The following is a 12,703-nucleotide window of genomic DNA, read 5'->3' as shown; positions in this document are numbered from 1 at the left end:
CGACGTGAGTGCCCCGTACGGGGCACTCACGTGTTGTGTACCGGACCTGTACCGACTTCATCGGATGTCCGAGTTTGCGGTTAGCCTGACGCGACGCACTCACATTCGGGACGGGGGACGGTCGTACGCATGGCCAGGGAATTCCAACGTGGCCACAAGGCCAGGATCAGCGACCTCACCGCGGGCACGGATCTGTACGTAGGCGTGCAGATCTCCGGCCCCGGGCTCACCTTCGACATCAGCTGCTTCGGTCTCGATGCCGATGAACGGCTCTCGGACGACCGGTACTTCATCTTCTTCAACCAGCCGAAGTCTCCCGAGGAGTCCCTTCAGCTGCTGGGCCCCCAGGCGGGCGACACGGAGTCCTTCCGCGTGACGCTGGACAGGATTCCGCAGCAGATCAAGAAGCTGTCCTTCACGGCGACGCTCGACGGCGCCGGGCAGATGTCCCAGATCGGTCCCGGATACATCCGCATCGTCGCGGGCGGCGAGGAAGTGGCCCGCTACCCCTTCAGCGGCTCGGAGTTCTCCACCGAGCGGGCGGTGATGCTGGGCGACTTCTACGTCAAGGAAGTGTGGCGGTTCGCCGCTGTCGGACAGGGCTTCGACGGCGGGCTCGAAGCGCTGCTGAAGAACTTCGGCGGCGAGGTGGCCGAGGAGGAGCCCGCCGCCCCGCAGCAGCCGCAGCCACAGCCGGGAGGCGCTGCCCCGGGCTTCGCCCCGCCCGCGTTCGGTGTTCCCGGCACCCCCGCGCCGGCTCCCGCCCCCGCCCCCTCCCCGTTCCCTGCTCCCGCACCGGCGCCTCAGCCCGCCGCGCAGGGGTTCGTCCCTCCCCCCGGCGCCACCCCGCCGGCCCCCGCGCCGTCGTTGCACGCCGCACCGACGATCATCGCGCCCTTGAGTGCTCCGCCCGGCGGTGCCCCGGTGCCGCCGCCGTCCCCGGCACCCGCCTTCGGCCGGCCCGGTCAGCAGCCACCCGCCCCGAGCGCCCCGCCGCCCCCGGGCTACGGCGCGCAGCCGCACGCTCCCGCCCCGCCGCCGGGTTACGGCCGGCCGACGCCCCCGCCCGGTTACGGCCGGCCGACACCCCCACCGGGCTACGGCCAGCCGTCGCCGCCCGGACAGATGCCGGGTCAGCAGGCCCCCTACGGAGCGCCGCAGGGCGCGCACCAGGGAGCGCCGCAGAGCCCGGGTGTGCTCGGCGCGCTCCAGATGTTCAAGGAGACGCCCACCGGGCAGCGCTGGACCCAGCAGAACCCGAAGCTGGTCCGCGCCGACCTCGGCATGGGCGGACAGCCCGTGCTGGCCCGTCAGGGCAGCATGGTGCTCTACCAGGGCAAGGTCGACTTCAGTTACAAGGGCGCCGGGTTCAGCGGCCGGATCGTCGGCAACGCGACCGGCCAGGAGATGCAGCTGATGCGCTGCACGGGCCAGGGCCAGGTGTTCTTCGCCGAGGACGCCACGATGCTGCACCCGATCGAGCTCCAGGGCGACGCCGTGTGCGTCTCCGCCGAGAGCGTCCTCGCCTTCGACGAGAGCCTCCAGTACGAGGTCCGCCGCATCGAGGGACACGGCATTCCGGGCGGCGCGCTGTTCACGATGCAGTTCCAGGGGACCGGCACCATCGTCGTCAAGACGCACGGTGTGCCCGTGGTCCTGCCGGTGACACCCACCACGTTCGCCGACGCCAACGCCGTGGTCGCCTGGTCGGCCGCCTCCCAGGTGATCGTCTCCAGCCAGGTGCGGATGCGCCGCAACTCCTACCCCGGCGACACCGGGGAGAGCGTCAACCTCCAGTTCCGGGGCGCGCCCGGCAACTTCATCGTCGTTCAGCCGTACGAGATCTGAGGGAGCCCGTCATGAACCAGCCACTCGCGGGCTACGCCCCCGCACCGGTCACCGCGCGCATGGAGAACCACGGTGATCACATGCTCAAGGTCGCCATGCAGACCGGGAACGACCTCCTCGCACGCGTCGGGTCGATGGTCGCCTACGAAGGGTTCATCCAGTACGAGCCCAACCCGCCGGCCGTGCGCCAGATGGCCCGGGACTGGGCCACCGGGGAGGGCGCCCCGCTGATGAAGTGCTCCGGCGACGGCCTGCTCTACCTCGCCGACTACGGTGCGAACGTCGTCGTGCTCAACCTCAACGGCGAAGGCATCTCCGTCAACGCCACCAACCTGCTCGCCTTCGACGCCGGCCTGACATGGGGCGTGGAGCGGGTGAAGGGCCTGGCGAAGTTCGCAGGCCAGGGCCTGTGGAACACCAAGATCTCCGGGCAGGGCTGGGTCGCGCTGACCTCCCGGGGCAAGCCGATCGTCGTCGACTGCGGTGGCGGTGACGACGAGACGTACGTCGACCCGGACGCCCTGGTCGCCTGGTCCCCGAACCTCAAGGTGAAGGGCAAGCGCAGCTTCCGGGCGCAGTCGCTGATCGGCCGCGGCAGCGGCGAGGCCTACCAGATGGCGTTCTCCGGTCAGGGCATCGTCGTCGTCCAGCCCAGTGAGGACAGCACCGACCGTCTCCGGGTCCGGGGCTGAGGGGGAGCAACCACACCATGCAGAGCCCGCTTTTCGCCTTCAACGACCAGCAGACCCAGGAACGCTGGAGCCTGCAGAACAAGCAGATGCTCCGGGTCGCTCTGGGAGGGCACGACGACATCCTCGCCCGCAAGGGCAGCATGATCGCCTACCAGGGACTCGTCGAGTTCGACGCCGAGTACCAGAGCAGCGGCCAGGCACACAGCCGTTCGCGCACCGGCGAGGGACTGGACCTGATGCGCTGCCACGGGCAGGGCACGGTCTACCTCGCCAACCTCGCCCAGCACATCCATGTCATGGACGTGGACCATGAGGGGCTGACCGTCGACAGCAGCTATGTGCTCGCCATGGACTCCTCGCTGCATCATGAGGTCATCGCCGTCGACAGCCTGTACGGCATCTCCGGCTCCGGAAAGTACCAGCTCAACATCACCGGTCAGGGCAAGGTCGCCCTGATGACCTCCGGCATGCCGTTGCTGATGCAGGTGACGCCGGACAGGTACGTCAACTGCGACGCCGACGCGATCGTCGCCTGGTCCACAGGGCTGCGCGTGCAGCTGCAGGCCCAGACGCACTCCTCCGGGGTGTGGCGGCGCCGCGGCAGCACCGGCGAGGGCTGGGAGCTCAGCTTCATGGGCAGCGGCTTCGCGCTCGTTCAGCCCAGCGAGCTGCTGCCACCGCAGAACGCCCAGATCGGTTCCGGCATCGCCGCGCAGTACGGCATGGGACAGCAGGGCGCCCGCGGACAGAACCAGGGCAACGTCTGGAGCTGAGCGCCGTCCGGAGACACAACGGGTGAGGGCGGCCGCCGAGCGGTCGCCCTCACCCGGGTCCGTAGAACAGCCGGGTGCCGGTCGTCCCCCCGCAGATCAGGCGCCCAGCCGCGTCAGGGTCGCCTCCAGCAGACGGACGACCGAGGCATCCGCCACCTGTGCCACCTCGTCGTACGGGAACCAGCGCAGGTCGAGCGACTCGTCGCTGATGGTGTGCGCGGCATCGGGAGCGGCCACGGCCGCGTACTGGACGTCGAAGTGCCAGTGACAGGGTGAGGGGATCGCATGCCGGTCCAGGCGCACCGGCCCGCCCGCCAGGAGGGTCAGCCCCGCGATGCCCGACTCCTCGGTGGCCTCCCGCAGAGCCGCCGCCGTCAGCGACGGATCGCCCGGCTCGCAGTGACCGCCCATCTGCAGCCACATCCGCAGCTTCCGGTGCAGGGTCAGCAGCACCCGGCCGCGCCCGGGGTCGACCACCAGGGCGCTGGCGGTGAGATGGCCCGCGTGACATGCCTTCCACATGCCGTCCGGATGCGCGGCGAGGTGGTCCAGGTAGGCCTGGCGCAGCTCCGGCTGGTCCTCGTACCCCTTGAGCACGAGAACCGCGTCGTCGTACAGACTCACTCGGCGCCGTCACCCTTGCGGTCGTCGTCCTCGCCGTCGTCGTTCTTTCCCTCGCCGCCGTCCCCGGTGGCGTCCTCGTCCTTGCTCCGCTTGCCGAGGTCGGGCTTGCCGGCCGCCTCGCCGAGCATCTTGTCCAGCTCGGAGAAGTCGATCTGCTCGCGGTGCACGAAGCCGTCCGGGTCGTCCAGGTCGGTGGCCGTCGGCAGCATGTCCGGGTGGGCCCACAGGGCGTCCCGCCCGTCGACACCGCGCGCGTCCGTGAGCGAGGCCCACAGCCGCGAGGCATCGCGCAGCCGGCGCGGGCGCAGCTCCAGGCCGATCAGCGTGGCGAACGTCTGCTCCGCGGGGCCGCCCGAGGCGCGGCGGCGGCGCAGCGTCTCGCGCAGCGCGTCCGCCGACGACAGGCGGGGCTTCGCCGCCGCGTGCACCACGGCGTCCACCCAGCCCTCGACGAGGGCCAGCGCCGTCTCGAGACGGGCCAGCGCCGTCTTCTGCTGCGGGGTGTCCTCCGGCTGGAACATGCCCTGCTGAAGAGCTTCCTGGAGCTGCTCCGGGTTCTGCGGGTCGAACTGGCCGACGACGTCCTCCAGCTTGGCGGTGTCGACCTTGATCCCGTGCGCATAGCCGTCGACGGCGCCGAAGAGGTGCGAGCGCAGCCACGGCACATGCGCGAACAGGCGCTGATGGGCGGCCTCACGCAGGGCGAGGTACAGCCGCACCTCCTCCTGCGAAACGCCCAGGTCCTTGCCGAACGCCGCGATGTTCACCGGCAGCAGCGCGGCCTTGCCCGCCGGGCCGAGCGGCAGGCCGATGTCGGTGGAGCCGACGACCTCACCGGCCAGCACGCCGACCGCCTGGCCGATCTGCGTACCGAACATGGCGCCGCCCATCGAGCGCATCATGCCGATCAGCGGGCCCGCCATGGCCTGCATCTCCTCCGGCAGCACGTCGCCCATCGCGGCGCCGACGCGCTCGGCGACCGGGTCCACGAGCTCCTGCCACGCCGGCAGCGTCGCCTCGACCCACTCCGCGCGGCTCCAGGCCACCGAGGAGGCGGCACCGGACGGCAGCGAGGTGGCGTCGTCCAGCCACAGGTCGGCCAGCCGGACGGCCTCGTCGACGGCCCTGCGCTCGGCGGGGCCGACGCTCGCGTCCTTCGTGCCGTCGGCGGTGCCCTGGGACACCGTCTGGCGGGCGATCTGCTTGGCCATGTCCCAGTTCACCGGGCCGCCCTCGTAGGAGAGCATCTGGCCGAGCTGCTGGAACGCGGCGCCCAGGTCGTTGGGGTTCAGGGAACCGAACATCGCGGCGAACGGATTGTCCGCGCCGGGAGCGCCGAAGCCGCCGGCTCCGGACATGCCGAAACCGAACGGGTTGGCCGGGTCCTGACCACCACCGCTCTGCTGATCCTTCTTCTTGCCCTCGTCGCCGTCGTCCGGCTCCTCCGGCGGAAGGCCGAATCCGAATGGGGTGTCACTCACGGGATTCCTCGGCTGATAGGGCCACCGGTTCTTTCCGGCGGCACGGCTGCCCGACAACACCACCCAGCGTAGACACCTGAGGCGGTTGGAGCCTCGATGCTTCGCCGACAGAAGGCCTGCGGCAGGATGGATGCCACCTGGTACACATGCTTCGCATGCGCTCGTACTGAAGACAACCGCTGGAGACGCCCGGTGAGTTCCCCAGATCCACAGGTTCGCGCAGCGCGAAACCGGCCAACCCGCTCGTCGCCCGCGCGAGGGCCCGTCGTCGCGGTCACCGGAGCCGCCTCCGGCGTCGGCGCGCTGCTCACCGAGCGGCTCGCCGCCTCGGAGGAGATCAAGCAGGTCATCGCCATCGACGAGCGCCGCGGCGACTGCGCCGGGGCGCAGTGGCACATCCTGGACGTGCGGGATCCAGCCATCGCGGAACGGCTGCGCGGGGCCGACGTCGTGGTGCATCTGGCGCTCGACCTCGACCTGGAGAGCGACGCCGTCGCCCGGACGGCCTACAACGTCCGCGGGACGCAGACCGTGCTGACCGCCGCGGCGGCGGCCGGAGTGCACCGGGTCGTGCTGTGCACCTCGACGATGGTCTACGGGGCGCTCCCGGACAACGAGCTGCCGCTGTCCGAGGACGCGGAGCTGCGGGCCACCGCCGAGGCCACGGGTGTGGGCGACCTCCTGGAGATCGAGCGGCTCGCGCGCAGGGCGCCCCGCGCGCACCCCGGACTCAATGTCACGGTCGTACGGCCCGCTGTGCTCGTCGGCGGCACCGACACCGCGCTGACCAGGTATTTCGAGTCGCCCCGGCTGCTGGTGGTGGCCGGATCGCGGCCCGCGTGGCAGTTCTGCCACGTCGACGATCTGTGCAGCGCCCTGGAGTGTGCCGTTCGGGAAGAAGTCGACGGAGAGCTGGCCGTCGGGTGCGACGGGTGGCTGGAGCAGGAGGAGGTCGAGGAGCTCAGCGGGATCCGGCGGATGGAGCTGCCGTCGGCGGTCGCGCTGGGCGCGGCGGCCCGGCTGCACCGGATCGGGCTCACCCCGTCCCCGGCCGGGGACCTGGCGTACACGATGCATCCCTGGGTGGTCAGCGGGAGTCGGCTGCACGACGCCGGGTGGCGGCCCACCTACACCAACGAGCAGGTGCTGGCCGAGCTCCTGGAGGAGGTCTCCGGCAGGCACACGGTCGTCGGGCGGCGGCTCGGACGCAAGGACGCGACGGCGGCGGGCGCCGCGGGAGCGACAGTGGCCCTGCTGGGCGCGGCCGCGGTGGTACGGCGGGCGCGGAAGGCCCGGCGGCGGATCTGAGCACGGGGCGGGACCTGTCGGCGACGGGGCCGCTGTGGAACCCTCGGGACCGCTTCCGCGTTGCCGTGGCCGTGGGGCACGATGAAGGGCATGGCATCCACGAACGGTCACCTCGGTGAGCAGGCCGCGCAGGACCCGATCAAGCTGATCGCGATCCGGGACGCGCCGCTGTCCCTGGACGAGGTCTTCCGGGCCGTCGGCGACGACGCGGCCGGCGGGACGGCACTGTTCGTGGGGACCGTACGCAATCACGACGGCGGGACCGACGTCGACGAGCTGGGGTATTCGTGCCACCCGAGTGCCGAGGACGAGATGCGGCGGATCGCCGAGAAGGTCGTCGCCGAGTACCCCGTGCGGGCGCTGGCGGCCGTGCACCGGGTGGGGAGCCTCGGGGTCGGGGATCTCGCCGTCGTCGTCGGCGTGTCGTGTGCGCACCGGGGCGAGGCCTTCGAGGCCTGCCGGAAGCTGATCGACGACCTCAAGCACGAGGTGCCCATCTGGAAGCACCAGAAGTTCTCCGACGGTACAGAAGAGTGGGTCGGCGCGTAGCGGCGTCGTTGGGGGGTGGTGGTCGGGCGGCGGGAGGGCGGGCGCCTGCTGACCGGATGCCCTCGGAACCCGTCATACCGTTCCCGTTCTCGGACCTCTGTTCCCCGCTCCGCTCCGCTTGCGTAACCGCATCCCGGGTATGAGCGTTGTCACTGCAGATGGTTAATCTGCTGATCAGTCAGTCGCGGGCGCTCATGGGGATGGGAGGTCGGCATGGCGGTACTTGCCTGGTTGCTGATTCCGTTTATGGCCGCGGTCGGCGCGGGACTGTGGGGCAGTTGGGCCAATCGGACCCGCCGGGTACGAGGCGACGGTCCCGAGCTCATCGGTTACGCCCGGTTCTGCGAGGCCATGGAGAGGCCTCGGCCGACGGAGGAAGAGGTTCGGCGCTAGGGTCGAAAACGGCAGGTCACCGGCGTAGGACAAGGTCAGGGCTGCCCGGACGGGCGGCCCTGACAGTGCGCTGACAGGGCCGTCCCGTACTGTCGGTGCATGCCACGCCGCACCGCGACGATGCTCGCCTCCACCCTCATGCTGATCGTGCTTCTGTGCGCGGGTGTGTTCCTCCCCGTGCCGTACGCGGAGATGTCCCCGGGGCCGACGGTGAACACTCTGGGCGATCACGACGGCGAGCCGGTGCTGCGGATCGACGGGCGCAAGACCTATCCGACCCAAGGCCACCTCAACATGACCACGGTGCGGGTCACGAGCGCCGACTACCGGATGAACCTGGTCGAGGCCGTCTACGGGTGGCTCGCGCCCGACAACAAGGTCGTGCCGCACGACACGCTCTACCCCAACGGCAAGACGGAGGAGCAGTCCACCCAGGAGAACGCCGAGGAGTTCAGCCAGTCCCAGGAGAGTGCCAAGGTCGCGGCCCTGAAGGAGCTCGACATCCCGGTGAAGTCCTGGGTGATCGTCTCCACGGTCGTCAAGGGCTCGCCCTCCGAGGGCAAGCTGCACGCCGGTGACGTGATCAAGAGCGTCGACGGCCGTGTGGTACGCGAGCCGGCCGACGTCGCCGAGCTGGTGACCAAGCACAAGCCCGGCGAGGACGTCGACTTCACGATCGTGCCCGCCAAGGAGCAGGCCGCCGCGGAGAAGGAGAACCGGACACCGACGCGGACCGAGGAGATCAGGATCACCACCACGGCCTCCGACGACGCCGGGGGCGAGCGTGCCATCGTCGGGATCGCCGCCGGAACCGATCACACCTTCCCGTTCACCATCGACATCGAGCTCGCCGACGTCGGCGGGCCGAGCGCCGGTCTGATGTTCGCGCTCGGCATCTACGACAAGCTCACCCCGGGCAGCCTGACCGGTGGCAAGTTCGTCGCCGGTACCGGCACCATCGACGACGCCGGCAAGGTCGGACCGATCGGCGGGATCGAGATGAAGACCGTCGGCGCGCGTGCCAAGGGCGCCGAGTACTTCCTCACGCCCGCCGACAACTGCGCGGCCGCCGCCGCGGACGCCCCCGAGGGCCTCACCCTCATCAAGGTGAACACCATCGACGACGCCCTCGGCGCCCTGAAGGACCTCGGCTCCGGCGACACCGCCGACCTGCCGACGTGCACGGCCCCCTGACCGGGCGGTCCGCCCGCCGTAGCTCCTGACGGCTACGCCTCGAACGTCGCCGTCAGGGCCTCCGCCAGGCCCGGCACCAGGGTGGAACCGGTGAGAACCTCCGTCGGCGAGTCCTTCGCCCGCAGCCGCAGGGCGGAATCGCGGGCACCGTCGCGCAGCACCGCCACCGTCATGCGGACCTCCTGGCGCTCCGGGTGCTTCGCCACCCACGCCGCCAGCGCGGCCTCGTCCAGCTCCTGCGGAACCTGCGCCTCCGCGGACGGCGGCAGCATCAGACGCTCCACGGTCAGGGCACAGCCGGCCACCGAGTCGGGCCAGGCGATGGTGCCCAGGAACTCGTCGAGCGGCTTGCCCGTTGGAATGGCGTCCTGCTCGATCGGGGTGAGGGCGGACGTCGCCTGCTCGTCGCCCGGACCGAGCCGGTTTGCGAGAGAGGGCTGCTCGGCACGCAGCCGTGCGGTGTCTACGAGGGCGAAGAGACGGGCGGGCTGGTCCCAGCCGAGGCCGGAGACGTACTCGTCGATCTCGAGCACGGCCCGGGTGAGCGGGCTCGCCGCCATGGGTGTGTTGGACATGGTCACAATCCTCTCTCGTTCAGGGCCGGAATCGGGAACCGAGTAAAGGGTGAGTAAGTTGCATAGGTGTGGGCCCCTGAGTAAAGGGGCCCACGCACGGTCCACGAACTCGCGGACCTGACGAATCGACAGCAAACTTCGAGGTGCCTACCTTGGCTTTCCAGATGCCGGACCGTGGCGGAGGCCCGACAGGGCCACGGATCAGAGTGGGCCGTCCGTCCCGGCGGGTCCGGACCCTGCTCATGACACTGGGCGTCCTGGCCGTCCTCGGCATGGTGTTCACCATGTTCGCGGGGTTCTGGACCGACTGGCTGTGGTATCGCTCGGTCGACTACTCGTCGGTGTTCACGACGACCCTGTGGACCAAGATCGGGCTCTTCTTCGTCTTCGGTCTGCTGATGGCCCTCGCGGTCGGCTTCAACGTCTGGCTGGCGCACCGGATGAGGCCGCCACTGAGCGCCATGTCGATGGAGCAGCAGAACCTCGACCGGTACCGGATGGGCATCGCCCCGTACAAGAAGTGGCTGCTTCTCGGTATCACCGCGCTGCTGGGGCTGATCGCCGGTGCCTCGGCCTCGGGGCAGTGGCGCACCTGGCTGATGTGGGTCAACGGTGTGCCGTTCGGCCAGAAGGACCCGCAGTTCAAGCTCGACGTCGCGTTCTACGCCTTCGACCTGCCCTGGTACCGGTTCCTGCTCGGGTTCGGCTTCGCGGCCACCATCCTGTCGCTGATCGCCGCCGCGCTCACCCACTACCTGTACGGTGGTCTGCGGATCACCAGCCCCGGTGCGCGCGCCACGGCCGCGGCCACCGGGCATCTGTCGGTGCTCCTCGGCGTCTTCGTCGCCCTGAAGGCGGTCGCGTACTGGCTCGACCGGTACGGCCTGGCGGTCAAGTCCAGCGACTTCAAGGCGACCGACAACTGGACCGGTCTGCGGTACGTCGACGCCAACGCCTATCTGCCGGCAAAGACGATCCTGTTCTGCATCGCCGTCATCTGCGCGCTGCTGTTCTTCGCCACCCTGTGGCGGCGCACCTGGCAGCTGCCCGTGATCGGCTTCGGCCTGATGGTGCTGTCGGCGATCCTCATCGGTGGCCTGTACCCGGCGATCGTGCAGAAGTTCCAGGTCCAGCCGAACGAGCAGGCCAAGGAAGCGCCGTACGTCGAGAAGAACCTCAAGGCGACGCGTGAGGCCTACGGCATCGCCGACGCCCAGGTCGACGACTACCCGGGGACCAGTCAGACCAAGGACAAGGCCAAGCTCCGGGACCAGGTCTCCGAGACGGCGAGCATCCGGATCATGGACCCGAACGTCGTCTCGCCGACGTTCCAGCAACTCCAGCAGATCAGGAACTACTACGCGTTCCCGACCAATCTGGACGTCGACCGCTATCCCGATCCCAAGAGCGGCAAGGCGCAGGACACCGTCATCGGCCTGCGCGAGCTGAACCTGAACGGCATCCCGAAGCGGAACTGGATCAACGACCACTTCCGCTACACCCACGGATACGGTGCCGTCGCCGCCAAGGGCACCAGTGCCGACGACGGCCGTCCGGTGTTCACCGAGTCCGACCTGCCGTCCAAGGGCGACCTCGGCACGTACGAGCAGCGCATCTACTACGGCGAGCGGACGACGACGTATTCGATCGTCGGCGGTCCCCAGAAGGAGATCGACTACTCCGACGACAGCGGCGAGAAGACGACCAGCTACAAGGGCGACAGCGGGGTCAACCTCGCCAACCCGATCAACCGGGCCGCCTACGCCGCGGCGTTCAGCGAGCCGCAGATCCTGTACTCCGGTGCCATCGGCGAGGGCTCGCGGATTCTGTACAACCGCACACCCAAGGAGCGCGTCGAGGCGGTCGCCCCGTGGCTGACCATCGACGGCGACGCCTACCCCGCGGTGGTGGACGGCCAGATCCAGTGGATCGTCGACGCCTACACGACCACCAACGGCTATCCGTACGCGTCGCGGACGACCCTCGGTGACACCACGGCCGACTCGCTGACCGCCACCAACGACAACCGCGCGGTGGTGGCCCAGGAGAACCGGGTCAACTACATCCGCAACTCGGTGAAGGCGACCGTCGACGCGTACAGCGGCGAGGTCAAGCTCTACCAGTGGGACACCCAGGATCCCGTCCTGAAGACGTGGATGAAGGCGTTCCCGGGCACGGTGGAGCCGAGGAGCGAGATCTCCAGCGGCCTGATGGACCATCTGCGGTATCCGCAGGACCTGTTCAAGGTGCAGCGCGAACTGCTGACCCGCTACCACGTGAAGGACGCCACCACGTTCCTCAGCGGCAGCGAGGTGTGGCAGGTGCCGGCCGACCCGACGAACAAGACGGGCGACGCGGTACCGCCGTACTACCAGAGCATGAAGATGCCCGACCAGAAGGAACAGGCCTTCTCGCTCACCACGACGTTCACTCCGAACGGCCGTGACAACCTCAGCGCGTTCATGGCGGTCGACGCCGAGGCGAGCAGCGAGGGGTACGGCAAGATCAGAGTCCTGAAGCTGCCGACGAGCACCACGGCCGCCGGACCCAAGCAGGTCCAGAGCCAGTTCAACTCCGAACAGGACATCGCGGAGTCGATCAGGCTGTTGAGAGGCGGCGACTCCGAAGTGGAGTACGGCAACCTGCTGGCCGTCCCGCTCGACGGCGGACTGCTGTACGTGGAGCCGGTCTACGTGCGCGGTGGCGGACTGAAGTACCCGCTGCTGCGGAAGGTGCTGGTGACCTACGGAGGACAGACCGCCTTCGAGGACACCCTGGAGCAGGCTCTCGACAAGGTCTTCGGAGCGGAGGGCCCGGCCACCGAGCCGCCACCGGGCGAGGACGAGGGCACGCAGCCGCCGCCGACATCCGGCAACCCGACGGTCCAGGAGGCCCTGAACGACGCCCAGAAGGCATTCGAGGCCGGCCAGAAGGCCCTGCAGAAGAACGACTGGGGGGCATACGGTCAGGCGCAGAAGGACCTCGAGGAGGCCCTGCGCAGGGCAGAGAAGGCCCAGTCCGGGAAGGGCGGAGGCGGCTCGGGCGCGTCGGACAGCAGTCCCAGCCCCGCCCCGAGCCCGAGCCCGAGCGGTTAACCCGAGCAGTTAGCAAGTCGGCTGGTCAAAGGCCCACCTCGCGCCGTGGTACGGTTCTACACACAACGGCGCGGGGTGGAGCAGCTCGGTAGCTCGCTGGGCTCATAACCCAGAGGTCGCAGGTTCAAATCCTGTCCCCGCTACTGAAGTCGCGAAGTCGGCGACAGCAAA

11 protein-coding genes and 1 tRNA gene are annotated in these 12,703 nt (G+C 69.6%); 9 read left to right on the top strand and 3 right to left on the bottom strand.

Annotated elements, in window-relative coordinates:
* Nucleotides 1–129 precede the first annotated feature (129 nt).
* Genes ACFP2V_RS22440 through ACFP2V_RS22430 form a run of 3 tightly spaced genes read left to right on the top strand, consistent with a single transcriptional unit; the run spans nt 130 to nt 3,313 of the window.
* On the top strand, nt 130–1,848 hold the full coding sequence (locus ACFP2V_RS22440) for a TerD family protein (protein WP_381215299.1): 1,719 nt from the start codon (nt 130–132) through the stop codon (nt 1,846–1,848).
* An 11-nt stretch (nt 1,849–1,859) separates the two neighbouring features.
* The gene (locus tag ACFP2V_RS22435; protein ID WP_381215296.1) at nt 1,860–2,540 is read left to right on the top strand and encodes an AIM24 family protein; all 681 of its coding nucleotides are present in this window, start codon (nt 1,860–1,862) and stop codon (nt 2,538–2,540) included.
* A gap of 17 nt (nt 2,541–2,557) precedes the next feature.
* Nucleotides 2,558–3,313, top strand: a complete 756-nt coding sequence (locus ACFP2V_RS22430) for an AIM24 family protein (RefSeq protein ID WP_381215293.1) — start codon at nt 2,558–2,560, stop codon at nt 3,311–3,313.
* Nucleotides 3,314–3,409: 96 nt separating this feature from the next.
* Here the strand turns inward: ACFP2V_RS22430 and ACFP2V_RS22425 are convergent, their stop codons facing one another.
* Nucleotides 3,410–3,937, bottom strand: coding sequence for an NUDIX hydrolase (locus ACFP2V_RS22425; RefSeq protein ID WP_381215291.1), 528 nt, complete (start codon nt 3,935–3,937; stop codon nt 3,410–3,412).
* Nucleotides 3,934–5,418, bottom strand: coding sequence for a zinc-dependent metalloprotease (locus tag ACFP2V_RS22420; protein WP_381215287.1), 1,485 nt, complete (start codon nt 5,416–5,418; stop codon nt 3,934–3,936). Before ACFP2V_RS22420 ends, ACFP2V_RS22425 begins: the two co-directional genes overlap by 4 nt.
* A gap of 192 nt (nt 5,419–5,610) precedes the next feature.
* Between ACFP2V_RS22420 and ACFP2V_RS22415 the strand changes: the two genes are divergently transcribed.
* The 4 genes from ACFP2V_RS22415 (at nt 5,611) to ACFP2V_RS22400 (ending at nt 8,862) form a co-directional block, all read left to right on the top strand.
* A complete protein-coding gene (locus ACFP2V_RS22415) occupies nt 5,611–6,726 on the top strand; it encodes an SDR family oxidoreductase (protein ID WP_381215284.1) in 1,116 nt (371 codons plus the stop codon).
* Nucleotides 6,727–6,816: 90 nt separating this feature from the next.
* Nucleotides 6,817–7,275 carry a molybdenum cofactor biosynthesis protein MoaE gene (locus ACFP2V_RS22410; RefSeq protein WP_381215281.1) on the top strand — a complete coding sequence of 153 codons (459 nt, stop codon included), beginning with the start codon at nt 6,817–6,819 and terminating at the stop codon, nt 7,273–7,275.
* A 213-nt stretch (nt 7,276–7,488) separates the two neighbouring features.
* The gene (locus ACFP2V_RS22405; RefSeq protein WP_381215279.1) at nt 7,489–7,668 is read left to right on the top strand and encodes a hypothetical protein; all 180 of its coding nucleotides are present in this window, start codon (nt 7,489–7,491) and stop codon (nt 7,666–7,668) included.
* A gap of 99 nt (nt 7,669–7,767) precedes the next feature.
* Nucleotides 7,768–8,862 carry a YlbL family protein gene (locus ACFP2V_RS22400; protein ID WP_381215276.1) on the top strand — a complete coding sequence of 365 codons (1,095 nt, stop codon included), beginning with the start codon at nt 7,768–7,770 and terminating at the stop codon, nt 8,860–8,862.
* A gap of 32 nt (nt 8,863–8,894) precedes the next feature.
* Here the strand turns inward: ACFP2V_RS22400 and ACFP2V_RS22395 are convergent, their stop codons facing one another.
* A complete protein-coding gene (locus tag ACFP2V_RS22395) occupies nt 8,895–9,437 on the bottom strand; it encodes a PPA1309 family protein (RefSeq protein WP_381215273.1) in 543 nt (180 codons plus the stop codon).
* Nucleotides 9,438–9,601: 164 nt separating this feature from the next.
* Between ACFP2V_RS22395 and ACFP2V_RS22390 the strand changes: the two genes are divergently transcribed.
* Both ACFP2V_RS22390 and ACFP2V_RS22385 read left to right on the top strand, forming a co-directional pair.
* A complete protein-coding gene (locus ACFP2V_RS22390; protein WP_381215542.1) occupies nt 9,602–12,532 on the top strand; it encodes a UPF0182 family membrane protein in 2,931 nt (976 codons plus the stop codon).
* Nucleotides 12,533–12,601: 69 nt separating this feature from the next.
* A tRNA-Met gene (locus tag ACFP2V_RS22385) sits at nt 12,602–12,675 on the top strand.
* The last annotated feature ends 28 nt before the right edge of the window (nt 12,676–12,703 follow it).

Origin of the sequence: Streptomyces incanus, assembly GCF_042656345.1 — a bacterium.
Classification (GTDB): Bacteria; Actinomycetota; Actinomycetes; order Streptomycetales; family Streptomycetaceae; genus Streptomyces; species Streptomyces incanus.
The sequence above is the reverse complement of the archived record's forward strand: the minus strand, read 5'-3'. Positions and strand labels throughout refer to the sequence as shown.